The organism is Occallatibacter sp. FHG110214_02 (genome assembly GCF_059115385.1).
On sequence record NZ_JBZYWK010000007.1, the window covers coordinates 151,158 to 168,392 of the forward strand.

15 protein-coding genes are annotated in these 17,235 nt (G+C 57.4%); 5 read left to right on the plus strand and 10 right to left on the minus strand.

Annotation, left to right across the window (positions count from 1 at the left end):
* Positions 1-28: 28 nt before the first annotated feature.
* The 4 genes from AC5S3R_RS08745 to AC5S3R_RS08760 all read right to left on the minus strand — a co-directional run bounded on the left by AC5S3R_RS08745 (position 29) and on the right by AC5S3R_RS08760 (position 5,021).
* A complete protein-coding gene (locus AC5S3R_RS08745) occupies positions 29-1,546 on the minus strand; it encodes a sugar transferase (protein ID WP_494266636.1) in 1,518 nt (505 codons plus the stop codon).
* 546 nt (positions 1,547-2,092) lie between these two features.
* Positions 2,093-2,980, minus strand: coding sequence for an ABC transporter ATP-binding protein (locus AC5S3R_RS08750; protein WP_494266637.1), 888 nt, complete (start codon positions 2,978-2,980; stop codon positions 2,093-2,095).
* Complete coding sequence (gene mobA / locus AC5S3R_RS08755; protein WP_494266638.1) at positions 2,980-3,654, minus strand: molybdenum cofactor guanylyltransferase; 675 nt, start codon at positions 3,652-3,654, stop codon at positions 2,980-2,982. The genes AC5S3R_RS08750 and mobA overlap by 1 nt, the downstream gene beginning before the upstream one ends.
* Positions 3,651-5,021 (minus strand): dipeptidase, encoded by a 1,371-nt coding sequence (locus tag AC5S3R_RS08760; RefSeq protein ID WP_494266639.1) that lies wholly within the window; start codon positions 5,019-5,021, stop codon positions 3,651-3,653. The genes mobA and AC5S3R_RS08760 overlap by 4 nt, the downstream gene beginning before the upstream one ends.
* Positions 5,022-5,118: 97 nt before the next feature.
* On the opposite strand from AC5S3R_RS08760, the gene AC5S3R_RS08765 reads away from it, so the two are divergent.
* The gene (locus AC5S3R_RS08765; RefSeq protein ID WP_494266640.1) at positions 5,119-5,883 is read left to right on the plus strand and encodes an acyloxyacyl hydrolase; all 765 of its coding nucleotides are present in this window, start codon (positions 5,119-5,121) and stop codon (positions 5,881-5,883) included.
* A gap of 7 nt (positions 5,884-5,890) precedes the next feature.
* On the opposite strand, the gene AC5S3R_RS08770 is transcribed toward AC5S3R_RS08765, so the two are convergent.
* Positions 5,891-6,355 (minus strand): nuclear transport factor 2 family protein, encoded by a 465-nt coding sequence (locus AC5S3R_RS08770; protein WP_494266641.1) that lies wholly within the window; start codon positions 6,353-6,355, stop codon positions 5,891-5,893.
* 127 nt (positions 6,356-6,482) lie between these two features.
* The gene (locus AC5S3R_RS08775) at positions 6,483-6,806 is read right to left on the minus strand and encodes a rhodanese-like domain-containing protein (RefSeq protein WP_494266642.1); all 324 of its coding nucleotides are present in this window, start codon (positions 6,804-6,806) and stop codon (positions 6,483-6,485) included.
* Between the two features lie 167 nt (positions 6,807-6,973).
* On the opposite strand from AC5S3R_RS08775, the gene AC5S3R_RS08780 reads away from it, so the two are divergent.
* The 4 genes from AC5S3R_RS08780 (at position 6,974) to AC5S3R_RS08795 (ending at position 11,284) form a co-directional block, all read left to right on the plus strand.
* Complete coding sequence (locus AC5S3R_RS08780) at positions 6,974-8,374, plus strand: sigma-54-dependent transcriptional regulator (RefSeq protein ID WP_494266643.1); 1,401 nt, start codon at positions 6,974-6,976, stop codon at positions 8,372-8,374.
* Positions 8,375-8,500: 126 nt separating this feature from the next.
* Positions 8,501-10,405, plus strand: a complete 1,905-nt coding sequence (locus AC5S3R_RS08785; protein WP_494266644.1) for a sensor histidine kinase — start codon at positions 8,501-8,503, stop codon at positions 10,403-10,405.
* A 59-nt stretch (positions 10,406-10,464) separates the two neighbouring features.
* Positions 10,465-10,992: a hypothetical protein gene (locus tag AC5S3R_RS08790; RefSeq protein WP_494266645.1), complete on the plus strand. Its 528-nt coding sequence runs from the start codon at positions 10,465-10,467 to the stop codon at positions 10,990-10,992.
* Positions 10,993-11,047: 55 nt separating this feature from the next.
* Complete coding sequence (locus tag AC5S3R_RS08795) at positions 11,048-11,284, plus strand: four helix bundle protein (RefSeq protein ID WP_494266646.1); 237 nt, start codon at positions 11,048-11,050, stop codon at positions 11,282-11,284.
* Between the two features lie 84 nt (positions 11,285-11,368).
* Here AC5S3R_RS08795 and AC5S3R_RS08800 read toward each other — a convergent pair whose 3' ends face one another.
* From AC5S3R_RS08800 to AC5S3R_RS08815, 4 genes are all read right to left on the minus strand, one after another.
* Entirely contained in the window at positions 11,369-12,226 is an 858-nt protein-coding gene (locus AC5S3R_RS08800) for an NAD(+)/NADH kinase (protein WP_494266647.1), read from the minus strand.
* Between the two features lie 38 nt (positions 12,227-12,264).
* On the minus strand, positions 12,265-13,032 hold the full coding sequence (locus AC5S3R_RS08805) for a TlyA family RNA methyltransferase (RefSeq protein ID WP_494266648.1): 768 nt from the start codon (positions 13,030-13,032) through the stop codon (positions 12,265-12,267).
* A gap of 116 nt (positions 13,033-13,148) precedes the next feature.
* The gene (locus AC5S3R_RS08810; RefSeq protein WP_494266649.1) at positions 13,149-14,690 is read right to left on the minus strand and encodes a YncE family protein; all 1,542 of its coding nucleotides are present in this window, start codon (positions 14,688-14,690) and stop codon (positions 13,149-13,151) included.
* A gap of 133 nt (positions 14,691-14,823) precedes the next feature.
* Positions 14,824-17,190 carry a glycoside hydrolase family 31 protein gene (locus tag AC5S3R_RS08815; RefSeq protein WP_494266650.1) on the minus strand — a complete coding sequence of 789 codons (2,367 nt, stop codon included), beginning with the start codon at positions 17,188-17,190 and terminating at the stop codon, positions 14,824-14,826.
* Positions 17,191-17,235 lie beyond the last annotated feature (45 nt).

Consider the following 17,235-nt stretch of genomic DNA (forward strand, 5'->3'; position numbering starts at 1 on the left):
TTCATAACCGTTCTGCAAAAGCTTCCAACTAAGAGCCCGTCCCCGCAAAGACCACACCAATCGTGCGAATGATGATCTTGATATCCAGCCACACGCTCCAGTTTTCAATGTAGGTCACATCAAGCGAGATATAGCTGTCAAACGAGGGGTCCTGGCGTCCCTGCACCTGCCACAGCCCTGTAATGCCGGGCATCACATCCAGTCGGCGCAGATGGCTCAGCTTGTACTCGCGCACTTCGCTGGCAATCGGTGGACGCGGCCCTACTACGCTCATGTCGCCCTTCAGCACATTGAAGAACTGCGGCAGTTCATCAAGCGAATACTTGCGCAGCAAGCGGCCAAGCGGAGTAATGCGCGGGTCATTTGTAATCTTGAAGAGCACGCCGTCGCGCTCGTTCATATGCATCATCTCAGCACGACGCTGTTCTGCGTCCTGCACCATAGTGCGAAATTTAATGCACTTGAAAACACGCCCCTTCTTGCCAATACGCTCCGAGCAATAAAAGACCGGGCCCCGCGAATCCAGCTTGATGGCAATCGCAATCGCCAGCAGTACGGGCGAAAACACCGCCAGCAGGGATAAGGAAAACACAATATCCAGAAGACGCTTCAGCGTCAGCGCAATCTCCGGAACATGGCCGCAGTGCAGCGGAATAGTGGGAAACTGGCCGATGTATTGAATCTGCGTATTCCACACAAGCCCGTCGTACATATCCGGCACAACGCGCAGGTCCACGCTGTTGTTGCGGGCCTTATCCAGCATGTCCTGCATCAGGCCACGTTCGCACTGCGTCGCGATAAATATCTCATCCACAAACTGCTGGCGCGCGCATTCAAACAGGTTCTCAACATTACCCACCACATCACCCGAGCTGGAGGCATAACGGGAGTTGGGACCAGAGAAATTGATGAATCCCTTGAAGGTGTATCCAAGATGCCGGATGCTCTCCAGGTGGTGCCGCAGCGCATGCGCCTCCGGCCCGGTGCCCACAATCAGCACATTGCGCGTACCAATTCCGCGCTCATAGCGCCGGTAGAGCATCAGTCGGTAAACAAAGCGCCGCAGGCACAGCGCCGCCATCACCAGGCCAAGTGTAATCAACACAATGCTGCGAGGAATATTGATGGCATGAATGACGTAAATCGTTCCGGTCAGCAACAGGCCGGCGGCAAAGCATGCCTGCACGGTCAGCCGCTGCTCATGCAGCATGTTATGAATCCGCGTAGGCGTGTAGAGATGCATCTGCCGGCTGATGAGAATCAGCGCAATAATAAAGCCAGCAAGCAGCGCCCACTCCAGGCTCATGGAACGGCCTTCAATCAGCGTTCCATGCCAAAACTGCTTGGCACCTGCAATAAAACTAATGCGAAAAGAAATAAGCGTAGCTATGGTAGCCGCTATAAATACCGTCAACGCATCCAGAAACATCCATACCCTGGAAGTTCCCGCAAGCGGACGGGACAATGGCGCTGGTGCACCTCCGGCCCATTCCTGCGAAGAGGAAATAGAGGCCGAGACCTTCTGCCAAAAATCCGATGTCGCCATAAAGCGTCCTGAAATCCTCAACCGTCCCCACGCGCCTTTGGTGAACGAAATACTAGCCTCGTTTCACGCTTGAAAAAGGCTGATCAAGACAGCTGATCTGTTACATCGGGCCCGATACGTTTTCGGAGAACGGATTGCATATCCGCGGAAAACGGTGCTGAGTCTTTCGCACTGATCCCGGTTGTCTTGAAACGTTATTGCCGGGCTTTCCGGCAATAACACGTTCTGCGCAATTCCGACTTACAGGCAACTTTCATAGCAAAGGCGGGAGCTTACTTCCACCCAAAAATTGAAAAATAAAAAAATGACGACGAATGATAACTTGTAAACCAACGATTACAAATGAATTATATCAAACTTAGATTGAAACTCGCGCAGAGTTCGAAAGTGATTTCTGGGGCATGTACTTAACAAAATAAAATCTATACTGCCAGCCTTTGGGACCGACGATATAACCAGCATCGCCCGAAAGGGGGCATTCTGGCAAGTCAAAACTTAGACGCGGACACGTTACAGAACGTTAACTCCCTGGCCCCTGAGCCCGCCCTAAGCTACAGGCAGCGCATATTCATCCAACTCAAGGAATTCCCGGACATCCGGATCAGGCGACTCCAAAAACTCCGCCAGCGGCCCAAAAAACTGCGCCCGTCCCTTGTTCAAAAACAGCACAGAATCCGCAAGGCTCTTCGCAAAGCGCATATCGTGCGTGACCACAATGCTGGTAAAACCAAGCTGCTGCTTAAGCCGCTGAATAATGTTGCCCAGCCTGCGTGAGATAATCGGGTCCACCATCGTCGTCGGCTCGTCATAAAGCACAACCTCCGGCTGCGAAGCCAGAGCCCTTGCCATTGCCACTGCCCTGCGCCGCCCCATGGAAAGACTCGCCGGAAGCTGATCCGCCACATCTTCCGCGCCTACGAGCTCAAGCAACCGGTCCACAGTGCCATCCAAATGCGACTCATCCAGGTCGCCACGCTCGCGCAACGGAAAAGCCACATTTTCGCGAACAGAAAGCGAGTCAAACAAAGCCCCATTCTGAAAGACCATCGTGACGCGCTGGCGAATATGCTGCATCTCCGCCTCGCTCATCCCAATAATCTCTTTCCCTTCCACACGAATCGAACCCGAATCCGGCACCAAAAAACCCATCAGCATCCGCAGAGAAACCGACTTGCCCACACCGCTGCGCCCCAGGATGCAAAGCGTCTTGCCGCGCTCGATGTGAAAACTCACGTCCTGCAGAATCACGCGCTCGTCAAAAGCAATCGAGACATTCGTGAACTGGATAATTGGCTCGCCAGGGTCCGGGCACGCCTCACCGCCGGGCACATCGACGCATTCCTCAGGGGGACGAACACCGAGTTCGTCCGCCAGTTCGGAAAGAACCGTCTCCTCGCGCTGGGGGTCTTCGCGTTGCGGAATGTGATGCTCCATCACCGTGCTTCCAGCTTACGCGATTTTCCTGCAGGCCACCGCTCAGCCCGCGCCAGCTCCCGCGGAGAGTTCACGTTATGGAACCAGCGCGCCGGCGGCAAATCCAGTGGATGTTCTACCTGCCCCGCCTGTGCCAACTGCTCCACAGCAAGCACCCGGATAGCTTCACCAACGCGTGCAGCCGCATCATGAAAACCCGTCCGGCAGCTAGCGCGTCCTTCGTGAAGCTCTTTCAGCAAAGAAGGCAAAGCCGAACGCCGCACCACCACGGGGAAAGTCTCCGCAAAGCCGTTCATCGACACCCACGTCACCATGCTGCCCGTCGTAGCGGCATCCCATGCCAGACGACGCACCAGCGAAGCCGGAAGCAGCGGCATATCCACGGAAAGAAACGCCGCCCACTCCGCGCTCGTCGCAGCCAGCGCCGAACAAATCCCGCTCAACGGCCCGGCATCCGGCGTCTCATCACGAACCACAGTAGCAAATGAAGAAAGCTCACTCCGCGCCCCGGCAATCTGCGCAGTCAGCCCGGCGTCTTGCAACGCCTCCACGGCATACGCAATCAGCGGTCTGCCCGCAAGCTCGACAAGCGCCTTATCCCGCCCCATGCGCGTGGACTGCCCACCAGCAAGAACAAAGCCCGCAACGGTTGAAACGTTGCCCGCTAAACTCAACGCCCAGCCTCCTCCAGGAAGCCGATAATCGAAGCAATCCCCAGCTCAAAGTTCTCAAGGTTGAACTTCTCATTCGGTGCGTGAATGTTGTCATCCGGAAGCCCAAAGCCCATCATCACGCTCGGCAACCCAAGGTGCTTGTCAAAGTCACCCACAATCGGAATCGACCCACCGCTGCGAATAAACACCGTGTCCTTGCCCCACACCTCATGCAGAGCCTTCGTCGCCGCCTGGATGTACGGATTATCTACCGGAATCAGGCACGCATCGCCGGAGTGAATCAGTCGAACGCTCACATCCACGCCCTTCGGCGCAATCTTCTCCACGTAGCTCTTGTACTGCTCAAATGCCTTCGCCGGAGTCATATTCGGCACCAGCCGCATGGAAATCTTCGCCGTTGCCTTCGCCGGAATCACTGTCTTCGCACCCGCTCCGATAAAGCCGCCGGGCATGCCGTGAACCTCCAGCGTAGGCCGTGCCCACGTGCGCTCAAGCACGGAGTAACCAGCCTCACCGACCAACTCCTTCGAGCCAACCTCCGTCTCGCGATAGTGCTCTTCGTCAAACGGCAGGCTCTTCCACGCCGCCAGTTCTTCCGCGCTCGGAGCCTCCACATCGTCATAGAAACCGGGAATCAGAATCTTCCCTTCCCGGTCTTTCAGCCCCGCGATAATCTGCGCCAGCGCCACAAAGGGATTCGGCGCAGCACCGCCATACATGCCGGAGTGCAAATCCGTCTTCGCGCCGCGCACTTCCAACTCGGTGTAAATCATGCCGCGCAGCCCAACGCAAAGTGTAGGCAGCCCCGGCGCAAACAACTCCGTGTCAGACACCAACGCAAAATCCGCCTTCAAATCCGCAGGCTTAGAAGCAACATAAGCGGCAATTCCCTCCCCGCCCACCTCCTCTTCACCTTCCAGCAGCACGCGCACATTCAACGGCAGCTTCCCGTCTGCTTTCAGCAGCGACTCCAGCGCCTTCACGTGCATGTACATCTGTCCCTTGTCATCCACCGCACCGCGCGCATAGAGGTTCCCATTGCGCTCCGTCGGCTCAAAAGGAGGTGTGTGCCACTCGTCCAGCGGGTCTGCAGGCTGCACATCATAGTGCCCATACGCCAGCACCGTCGGCTTACCCGTCGCATGCAGCCAGTCGGCATACACCAGCGGATGCCCACTCGTTTCAATCAGCCGCACATTCTCCATCCCAATGCGCTTCAGCTCCGCAGCCAGCGTCTCCGCCGTCTTGCGGCAGTCCGCGGCATGCTCCGGCAGCGTGGAGACAGAAGGAATCCGCAACAGAGCCTTCAGCTCATCCAGAAAGCGTGAATGATTCTCAGCAGCGTAAACAACAGCGAGCGAAGGCATTGCAGAAACTCCCGTCAACATGGAAAATGACAATCAATACGAAAGTATAGGCTCTGTAACTTCCCCTGGGACCCCGTTCGAAGGAGATTTCCCGTTGTTGAAAGTCCCGCCTGCACGTCTTTTGCTGACTTTTTCCCTGCTTTTCGTTCTTTCCAATGTCCTCGTTTCCGCCCAGGCAACACCCGCTGGCGAAGTGCCCTTCGCGCGCAAAAGCTCGTTCGGCGTGTTCTTTGCCTACTCCGGCGACTCAAGCCACATCCTGCTGGGCGATGCCGAGCGGCGCAAGCTCATGCACGCCGGCCTCAGCTACAGTCGGCAGATCATCCTGAATCACGCATTGAACTGGCAGTATGACGGCGAGGTTCTTCCGGTAATTTTCGAGAGCGACCCGCTGACAAAGATCCTTGTCCAGCAAACTTCGCCCACGCAGGAGACGTTCACGCTTACCGGGCAGTCGCCAAGCGTTGTCTGCGCGTCGCAAACCCTCGACTACGACATAACCGCCGGAGGCCTCGACTTTATCGGAACGGAAACCTTCACCTGTTCCGGCCGCCAATGGGCATATGGCGCAGGCCTCTCACCCGTAGGAATGCAGTTGAACCTCTCCCCTGCCCGCAAGATTCAGCCGCTCGTCGAGAGCCATGGCGGATTCTTAATTGCCAGCCGCGCAATTCCCGTAGAGACCGCCCGCTCCTTCAACTTCACCTTCGACGTTGGCGCCGGCCTTGAATGGTATCTCTCCTACAATCGCTCCCTGCGCGTCGAGTACCGCTACCATCACATCTCCAACGCCAACACCGCGCCCACCAACCCCGGCATCGACAACGGTCTCCTGCAGGTCTCCTACGTCTTCGGCCACTAGGCCGGGATTACAGCCCCAAATCACTAAGGCCGGGATGCTCATCCGGTCTGCGTCCCTGCGGCCAGTGAAAGAGCCGCTCCGCTTCCGTAATGCGCATGTCGTTGATGCACGCATAGCGCTTCTGCATCAGACCCGCCTCGTCAAACTCCCAGTTCTCATTGCCATAAGCGCGATACCACTGGTACGAGTCATCGCGAAACTCATACGCAAACCGCACAGCAATGCGGTCCGCATCAAACGCCCACAGTTCCTTGATAAGCCGGTACTCCAGCTCGCGATTCCACTTGCGCGTAAGAAACGCAACTATCTCCTCGCGCCCGTTGACGAACTCCGCACGGTTGCGCCACATACTGTCCGGCGTATAAGCCAGCGACACCTGCTGCGGATTGCGCGTATTCCACGCATCCTCAGCGCGGCGCACCTTGGCAATGGCAATCTCACGAGTAAACGGCGGAACGAGTGCTGTAGACATGCTTCTCTCCTGACGAAATCTATCGAACTGCAAATATGCTATTGCGATACCTTCCGCCGCTCTGCGCAATTCTTGCTGCAAAAATGTAAAAAGTCATGCAGCCTCTCCATCTTCTCGTTAACGCAGACTAGTAGCGCGGAATAGCCGGGTCAATCTCCGCCGACCACGCATCAATTCCACCGCGCAGCGATTGCGCATTTTCAAATCCCTGGTTACGCAGCCACACGGCGGTATTCAGCGAGCGCATTCCATGATGGCAAATCACCACCAGCCGCTCATCGGGGTCAAGCTCCTGGTTAGCGCGTGAAGGCACATCGCCCATCGGCATCAGCACCGAGCCTTCAACGTGTGCCGTCTGGAACTCCCACGGCTCACGCACATCAATCAAACGGGCTTTTTTATCTTTCAGAAGCTCCGCAGCTTCCGAAGGGGAAATTTCGTAATCAAGCATAGCTTCAGTTTAGATGCGTCACGCTGCGCGAGGCGTCAGCTTAAACACCCTCCCACAACCGCCGAACACCAAAGGGCATGCCCTTTCGTAACGGCTAAAAATTGCTACTCATGATAAAACTGTATAGATACAGCGCAAAACCTAGATAGCGCATAAATGAGCCACTTATGTCGAATGCTGTGAAAGTCCTGATCGTGGAAGACGAACCCCATGCCCTTACCGGGCTTGCCGAGTTAATATCCGGCTGGGGTTACCGAACGGAAACCGCGAGGGACGGCATTGAGGGCTGGGAAAAAGTCCTGGCATGGGATCCGGCCATCGTGGTCACGGACCTGAAAATGCCCCGGCTCGACGGACTGGGTCTCCTTTCCCGCATCTCGGAAAACGCCTCGCAGTTCCAAAACATTGCGGTAGTTCTACTTACGGCGCAAGGCACCATCCAGACCGCCGTGGACGCCATGAAGCTCGGCGCGTACGATTTCCTGCTCAAGCCGGTAGACGCAACCCGCCTCCGCACCATCCTCGGCAACGCCACCCGCCAGCGCGATACCAATATCGAGTTGGAAGTAGCCCGCCGCCGCCTCCGCGAATCCGGCGTACTCGGCTCCATGGTGGGCAACTCCACCGCCATGCGCGAAATCTTCACCCTCATCGAGCAAATCGCACCCTCCAACGTTTCCGTACTGGTAACCGGCGAAAGCGGCACCGGAAAAGAGCTGGTAGCCCGCACACTCCATGACCTGAGCACCCGCAAGCAGCGCCCGTTCGTAGCCGTCAACTGCGCAGCCATTCCTGAGTCGCTCATCGAAAGCGAAATCTTCGGCCATGAAAAAGGCGCTTTCACCGGCGCGCTGGAACGCCGCATCGGCTGCTTTGAGCTGGCCGACAGCGGAACCCTCCTGCTCGACGAGCTGGCCGAAATGCCCATCAACACGCAGGCCAAGCTGCTGCGCGTTCTGGAAGAGCGCAAGCTCCGCCGCCTTGGCGCTCGCAATGAAACCGACGTAGACGTTCGCGTACTGGCCGCCACCAATCGCAACCCGGAAGAAGCCATCGAGTCGAACCAGCTTCGCTCCGACCTCTACTACCGCCTGAACGTCTTTCATATCCACCTGCCGCCGCTGCGGCAGCATCTCGACGACCTGCCCGCCATGGCCGAGGCAATGGTGAAAGAGATGAACACCAAGCATGGCCGAACGGTAGCAGGCATCGCGCCGTCATTTCTTGAGCGTGCCATGTCCTGGCAATGGCCCGGCAATGCACGCGAGCTGCGAAACACAATTGAGCGCGCCGTAATTCTCTGTCCCGACGGAGCAGCACTGGACGCCACGCATCTACCGCCGGCCTTTGGCAAATCACAGTTGCCCCCCGTCGCAGTCCATGACGCCAACATAGTTCCGGTGCGCGTAGGAACAACCGTGGACGAAGCCGAGAGGATGTTAATTCTGCGAACCCTTGAAGCTACCGGCCAAAATAAAACACGCGCCGCAGAGATTCTTGGCGTAAGCTTGAAGACCCTGCACAATAAGTTGAAAGAATATAACCAGAGCCAGCAAGCGGTTTCTTAGCTTGCCGCGAACTCTTCCCTTGCAGGCATTAGGAGCCAGGCTCCAGTACTCGCCGATACCGTTTTCAACGGCGACGAGACCGCTTCAAGAAGCACAATCCGCCTGAGGGCTAGCAAGAAAATGCGCTTGAAGACAAAACTCGTGCTGGCAATCACCGCCCTGGTCGTACTGATTTCAGGCTTACTGTCACTTGTCTACATCAGCCAGCTCCTGAATGCATCCGTAAAGCAATCGCAGGAGAGCAATCAGATGATTGCCTACCAGATTCGCTTTGCCCTGCAAAACGCCCTGCAAGCCGGCCTGCAAGACCGCACCTTCGACCCCAATCATCCCGAGCAACTGCACGACCTTGCAGTTCAGGCAATTCGCGGCGATAAAAATCTGGCCGCCGTGCTCGAATCCGTCAACCGCTACTCCAAGACGGTTTACGACATCAACATCAGCGACAACGCAAAGCAGGTAATCCTCAGCACCAATCCTGAAAATCAGGACAAGCAGCTCCCCACGCGTGCCGATTACACCCAAATGCTGAATGCGGACCCCGTAAAACTGATGCACGCCGTCTTCGGCAACGACCCCAGGGTCTACGACATTTCCGCCCCACTTGACCGCAACGGCGCCCCTTTCTTCAACGTCCACGTCGGCGTGCGCACCACGTTCCTGCGAGCCGTATACAAACCCTGGCTCGAGGAAACAGGAGAGCTGATGGGCTTTGCGCTCGGCGCGGCGCTGGTAGTAGCCTTCCTGCTCAGCAACCTCGCCCTGCATCCACTCGAAGAAATCAGGCAGCAACTCGACTACTGGGTTTCACCAAACGCAAACGAAAACACCCAGCCAAGCGAAGAGCTAACCCGGCACGACACCGTCGAGCACGTCTCGCACCAGATTGAACGCATCGGCCAGCGCATGCGCAACGTCGAAGAGGTCTTCTCTGCCCTCAAAGATAACCTCGACCAGATTCTCGGCAACCTGCAGGACGGTCTGCTGCTCTTCACCGGCGACGGTCGCGCCGTTCTGGTTTCTGATGCCGCCCGCCGCTTCCTCACCCTCGACCCCGACTCCATACTCGGCCAGCACGTTACAGAAATCTTCGACCGCAACACGGCACTGGGCCACGCTCTGCGCGATGCCTTCACCACACACACCGCGCTCATTCAGGAAGAAATTAAAACCGAATCAGGCCGCAAAGTGCAGGCTTCCGTCCACTTCATCCACGACGACGAAAACCTCCAGGGGCTCGGCGCGCTAGTCACCCTCCGCGACCTCGAATCCGTGGAAGCCATCGAGTCGGAGCTGGAAGTCTCGCGCCGCATGTCGGCCATAGGCCGCCTCACCTCCGGCGTGGCCCATGAAGTCAAAAACCCCATCAACGCCATCGTCGTGCACCTCGAACTGCTACGCAACAAGCTGGAAGCCGCAAACACGCCCCAGATTGAGCGCCACATGGACGTCATCCAGTCTGAAATCCACCGCCTCGACCGCGTCGTGCAAACGCTGGTGGACTTCTCCCGCCCCGTGGAGTTGCAACTACAGGAACGTGACCTGCGCGACCTGTTGGAAGATGTAGCCGCGCTCTCCTCCGAGGAGCTCTCCACCCGCCACGTCATCCTCGCGAACCAGTTGCCGTCCCGTCCGGTCATCACCAACATTGACGCCGACCTGCTCAAGCAGGCGCTTCTGAACATCGTGCAAAACGGCGCCCAGGCCATGCCCGAAGGCGGCCACCTCGACGTAATCCTGGAGATGGACCGGAAGACCGCCGTCATCCGAATCATGGACGAAGGCACCGGAATTCCCGAGGAAATCCGCGAAAAGATTTTCGATCTGTACTTTACGACAAAGAGCGAAGGCAGCGGCATCGGCCTCGCCATGACATACAGAATCCTGCAGCTTCACCATGGCAGTGTCGAGGTACAATCAAGAAAAGACCGGGGCACCGAGTTCCGTTTACACATACCATTAGCCACCCAGGATCGAAGCCGCCGGCACCTTCAACCTGCTGGGATAGAACAGGAAAAGGGGCAAGGATGAAGTACCCTCTTACACGCGCTGCGTGCTTATTGCCATTGGTCCTGCTGAGCGGATGCTTTTTGCACAAGCAACAAGCCCAGAATCAGCAACTCCCACTGGCTCCGCCAGTGGATGACGGCCCTGTGACCAAGGCAGAGAGCGCGCCTAGGGATACGCCCGCACCAGTGGCCACGCCTCCGGCGCAGGACAAGCCCGCTCCCGCCGCTGACACAGCCTCCACGCAGGAGCAGCCCAAGCCCACCCCGCATCACAAAAAGCCGGCCCCGAAACCTGCCACCCAGAACGCCTCGGCAACAACAACACTGCAGCAGCAGGCCTCCACCGGCACACCGGAAGTAAGCGCCATCGGGCAGCTCTCCACCGGCGACTCCGCCGACTCGCGCACCAAGACCTCCAACTCGCTTGCAAACACCGAGCACCAGCTCAACAGCATCAACCGCAAGCTGAGCACGCAGGAAGAAAAAACCGCCGCGCAAATCCGCGAGTACATCAAGCAGGCCCACTCAGCCCTGAACTCCAACGACCTCGACGGCGCACAAACGCTGGCCACAAAAGCCCGCCTCCTACTGGACGAACTCAAGCAGTAGACAGGGATCAGATTCAGGTGTCAGGGATCAAATCCGCTATACAGGAAAACTCACTATGGTCCGGTCTTACGGACTCACTAGCCAGATACGCCGGGCTTCGGTAGCCATTGCGAGCAACATTGCGGATGGGCACGGAAGACTCAGCGCGCGAGAATATAGATACTTTCTCGGCGTAGCGCGCGGCTCTAACTTTGAGGTACAAACACAGATAGAAATCGCACGCAATCTCAACTTTGGCGACTCCCAACTCCTCAACGACGCAAAGGGCCTATCGCATGAGTCGGCAACATGATGTACTCAGTCTCTGGAAAGCTGGATGTGTAAGGCACTCAATAACTGATCCCTGAAACCTGATCCCTGAAACCTGATCCCTGCTTTATCTTTCTCCCCAACTCAACTTATTCCGCAGCGCCTCAAAGAACCCGCCATCCTGCAGCCGCACAAGGTTCACCGTGTACTGCGAGCGATTACAGCGAATCTCATCCCCGCGTTCCAGCGCCACAGCCGTCTGCCCATCCACAGTCAGCAAAGTACGGTTAGGCACCCCGCCAATACGAACCAGCAGATTCGCATCCCCGCGCACAACAATCGGACGCAGCGTAAGCAGGTGCGGACAAATCGGCGTCACCACCATCGCGTCCACATTCGGCGTAAGAATCGGCCCATTTGCCGCCAGCGTGTAAGCCGTCGAACCAGTCGGCGTAGAAATAATCACGCCATCTGCGCGGAAGCTCGCCACATTGCGCCCATCCAGCTCGATGACAAAATCGCCCATGCGGGCAATCTCGCCCTTCGTCACCACAATGTCGTTCAACGCCTCAAACGTGCCATGCACTTCGCCATTGCGAACCAGTTCGGCATGCAGCATCGCGCGACGCTCAATCACATGGCAATCCGCGCACCAGCCCTCCAGCGTGGGAAACAAATCCCCAAGCCTAACCTCCGTAAGAAACCCAAGCTGTCCCAGATTCACGCTCAGCAGCGGCGTGCCCGTAGCGGCAAAGATGCGCGCCACAGAAAGCAGCGTGCCATCCCCACCAAGCACAATTACCAAGCCGGGATGAAAGCTCGGCAACTCGCTACGGTCCACAGCCAGCGCGGCATCGGTATAGCGGCCAGCCTCATGGTCCAGCACCGGCTCATAGTTCCGCTTCCGGAGCCACGCAATCAACTCCGGCAGCAAACGCCCTAACTCTTCTTTCTGCGGTTTGCAAACGATAGCAATGCGCATCATGCGGTTCTCAGTTTAAGACAGAAAACAGCGCGCCGTCTTTAGTTCTGAAACGTTGCATGTAAAAGAAACTCCTTATTGCCTTCCATCCCCGTAATGGGAGAGTCAATTACGGCAGCAACTTCCCCGCCCTGCTCGCGCACGCAATCAGCAACTTTATCAATCGCCATCTGGTGCGCCTCCGGGTCGCGCACAATGCCGCCCTTGCCCACATGCCCGCGCCCTGCCTCAAACTGCGGCTTCACCAGGATGACAGCCTCACGCAGCGAAGGCGCAGCCGCCAGCACCGGCGGCAGCACAAGCGTAACCGAGATAAACGACACGTCCATCACCAGCAGCGTAGCCGCCGGCTCCTCGGAAAGCGGGCCTGGCTCAAGCGACCGGGGCTCAAGCAGCCGCGCATTCGTACGCTCCATCAGCCGCACGCGCGCATCATTCCGCAGCTTCATCGCAATCTGCCCAAAGCCTGTATCCACCGCGGTCACCTGCGCCGCTCCATGCTGCAGCAAACAATCCGTAAAACCGCCCGTAGAAGCTCCCACGTCAAGGCAAGCGCGCCCCGTCACATCAATCTTCCACGCATCCAGCGCAGCTTCCAGCTTCAACCCGCCCCGGCTCACATAGCGCAGGTCCTCGCCCAGCAACCGCACGGCAGAATCCGCGGCAACCGAAGCTCCCGGCTTATCCACCTTCTGCTCATTCACCAGCACGCGCCCCGCAAGAATCATCGCCCGCGCCCGCTCGCGGCTCTGCACAAGCCCACGCTCCACAAGCAGTTGGTCAATACGAGTTTTGGAGGATGCAGACATGAATTGCTTTGAGGTTACAGAGGAAACTTCACAATCGCCCAAACAAAACAACGGGCACCCAAGCAGGATGCCCGCAGCTTTTTCTATACCCGATACCCTAACCCAATACCCTGTCTTTACTGCACAGACTGGGCCCGGCACTGGTCAATGCCCGGCGCATTCCCAATCTGCTGCGCCGACAGGTTGCAAGGCTGTCCATACCCCGGCATACGGCTGACGTTCTGGCTGTTGCCCGTCCCGCCGTTCTGCGAGGCCGTACGCACATCCACAACATTGCCCTGCACCAGCACCGTCGTATCCACAATGTCCTGGTCCGTGCGCAAAATCGTCAGGTACGGGCTGTCCGGCGAAGCAACATACACCTTACCCTGCTGCGAGTTCTGCGTGGAAACCACCGTGCGCGGATGCCCGTTGACCGTAATCGTCTTTTCGAGCGAATGGCTGGCCACGTTGATAATGCTCACCGTGCCGCTGCCCGAGCCGTCTCCGGTCGAATCATCATTCTGGTTCGCCGTGTAAGCACGCGAACCGTCATAAAGCACCGTCACGCTCGCCGGATTCGACTTGGCGCTATTCCCCACCTTCACCGTATACGTGGTGCCAAAGGTTGGGCTGTCATTGCCGTAAATGTCGAGGCTTACGTCGATAATGCTGACCGTTCCGCCGTCATAGTCCGCCACAACAAGCTGGCTCGTCGCCGTGTTGTACTCCGCGTAAATCGGCCCAGCCGTTGCAGGTAGGTTCGCCGTAGTCGGGTTCACCGGCTGAACGCCCGAAGCCGTAACACCCGCCGTAGAAAGCGGCAGCGTCGGATGGCAGGTAACCGTCTGCCCAGACTGGTTTTTGAACGGTGTGCACTGGTCCAGCGTGTTGAGCTGGCTATTGATGACCGTAATCGTGTCATCCCCGCGGTTCAGCACAAAAAGCCGCTGCGAATCCGGCGTCTGCACCGCATACACCGGGCACTTGCCCAACGGAATCTGTGCCTCAACCGTATTGCTGGCCACTTCAATCGAGTCCGCAATGCCATTCGGTCCGCTGGTCGGCGCATTGTTGCAGGTCGTGGAAGTTACTGCGCCCTGCGTAATCGCGTAATCGCGCTGCCCCACCACGCTCGGCCCAATCACCATAATCGGCGTCGGGTCAACCGGGATAGTCCGCAAAAACGTCGGCGGAACGCCCGAAAACACGTCCACCACGTTATCCGTCAAATCCGCGGCATAAAAGCCCGCCGAAGGCGAGAAGAACGAAAGCGGATTAGCCGTAGACTCCAGCGAAGAATACGAAATATTCTTCTGCTGCAGCGTGGTCGAAACCGGGAAATAGGTAATCGTGTGGTCGCTGTTCAGCGTATAGCCGTTCGAGCCAGTCTCGTCCAGCGTAAACGCCAGCGGACCGGGGCCAAGCGTGGCCTGCGCCATTACGGTATCACCCGAATAATCAATCAGGTTCACTACGCCGGGCGAACTCGGCGAAGGCGAAGAAATAACAGCAGTGAGCGACGACGGCTGCGCAGCCGGTCCACTGGGGTTAATGGGCGTAACAACGGGGCGATAACCAGCGCCGCATCCGGCAGCCAGCCCCATTACCATCCCAGACAAAACACAAACGCCCGCCGTACCGAGCTTCCGCTCAAATGACATACGAAAAAGACTCATTCCGATTCGTTACCTGCTTACTTGGTCATTGTAAATGAGGCAATTGGGTGCGCAGGCAAGGGGTAACCTGCGCGTCCAACAGGCACATTCCAATTAGACGCGCAGCTTTCCGCTCTGTGTGAGGAATCCACGCTTAACGGCCAACGATTTCTACCGCCGCACCCTCTGCCGCGGGCCCCTCATGCGTCAGCTTTCCAGCAGAATTATCCCACCGAAGTGTAGTCCGCGAGCCGCCGCCATGCTCATACGCGTACGTCGTTCCGTCATCGGTAAACAGCGTAAACTCCGCATTCGCGCCGGGATAAACCTTCACCTTGGCAATCGCCTGCTTTTCCTTGGTATTTTCGACAGCCGACCCCAGCGGCAAAATCGACCCTGCCCGCACAAACAGCGGAATCGTATCAATCGGCGCGGCCACCGTAATCGTCTGCCCACCGCGATAGCGTTGATTCGTCCAGTAGTTGTACCAATCCGCCCCCGCCGGCAGATAGACGGAACGGCTAGTCGCCCCCTGATCCGTCACCGGAGCCACCAAAAACGCCGCCCCGAACATATACTCATCCCGCAAATCCGCAACCTTCGGGTCATTCGGAAAATCCAGAGGCAACGCCCGCATAAACGGCGCGCCCGTTGCCCATGTCTTGTACCCAAGCGAATAAATATAAGGCAACAGCTCATACCTCAACTTGAGATATTTCTCCAGAATCGGCTCCGCCTGCTTGCCGTAGCTCCAAACCTCGTTGGCCTTGCGTGAGCCATGCGTCCGCATAATTGGCAGGAACGTCGCATACTCAAACCACCGCGTATAAAGCTCGGGATAGTCGTCATAATGCCCCACCACATCCCGCGCATCCGAGGGGTCCAACAGTACCGGATGCTCCGGCGTATGCACTGCCGGCAGATACTGCCACCCACCCGTATCGTTCGACCAGTACGACAACCCCGAAGCCGTAAAATCCAGCCCCGTCGGAACCTGCCGCTTCAACGTGTCCCACGTGCCATGAATATCGCTCGACCAGAAGATCGTCCCATTCCCCTGCGCGCCTAAATACGCATCCCGCGACAATACCAGCCCCCGCTTCTCTGGAAAATCCCTGCGGAATCCGTCATACAGCGCCTTGGTATGAAAGTACGGATAAGCATTAAAAAACTCCGTCCCCGGCCCAATATGAAAGAACGCCCCATTCGGAGGCAGATCCGGTTCCGTCTCATCCGCCCAAAGCGAATCAAACCCCAGAGAAAGAATGTCATCCTTGGAAATCTTCCAGAAAAACTTCGCCGCATCCGGGTTCGTCGTGTCGATGTCCGCCCCCGCCTTGTCATAAGGCAGCCCATTCTCCGGCGTGCCATCCGCCAGCGACTCAAACCACCCATTCTTCAAGATGATGTCGTAATAACGGTCCTCCGGCACAAACCGCGGCCACACAGAAATCATCGTCTCAAAGCCCATCTTGTGAAGCTGGTCATTCATAGCCTTGGGGTCCGGCCAAAGCTTGGGGTCCATATCAAACTGCCCCATCTTCGTGTAATAAAACCAGTCCACCACCAGCACATCCGCAGGCAAATGCCTGTCGCGATATCCCTTCGCCACACTCAGCAACTCATCCTGCGAAGAGTACCGCTGCTTGCACTGGATATACCCATAAGCCGCCTTCGGCAGCATCGGCGTCGGCCCGGTTAGCAGCCGGTATCCCGCATAAATCTCATCCGACGTATCGCCCGCAATCACAAAGTAAGAAACACGGCTCCCCGACTCCGATTGCCAATGCGTCTGCTCATTAAACCCCGCCGCAATCGTAGTCCTGGAAGCGTTATCCCACAGCAGCCCATAGCCTTTGTTCGTAATCGCAAACGGAACACATGAGCTAGCCCCACCCGGCGCGTTGTAATCATGCCAGCACCGCACCACATGCCCGCGATGATCGAGGAAACCTTCCTGGTTCTGCCCCAGCCCGTAGTAATGCTCATCACTCGGCGAGCGAAACGTCGCACCCACCACATAGCTCGGCCCATCCTGCGGCCTGCGATCATTCGCAAGCTGCGCCGTGCCATCCTTGTGGTTGTAATCGGCTTGCTCCCACCCCAGCATGTCCAGAACCATCTTGCCCTGCGGAGTCTTCACCGTCACATTCGCCCAGGGCGCAGAACCGGAAAAATACTTCGCCGTCTCCGGCATCGGCCCCGGCTTGTCTCCCGCATGCGGACGATGCACCGTAACCACCAGCTTGCCCGAACGGTACTCATCTCCGCCATTGGCCTGCGTCAGCGTCCACCCCGCCGCATCGGGCTTCGCAACAATGCCATACCCCGGCGCAGCCTCTGCCGCACTCGCATCCTTGCTAATCGTCACACGCAAAATATTCTCGGCATAAGGCTCCAGAACAATCGTCTCCCCCGGACTCGCAAGAACCGCACGCGGCCCAGCACTCTGAGCCGAAGAAACAGCAGCAAAAGAAACAAGTCCCACAAGAAGATAAAGCGCGCTTGAACACTTATTCATCCATAACCCCGTAGAAGTACATCCCGCATAAGAAATCAGTAGCCA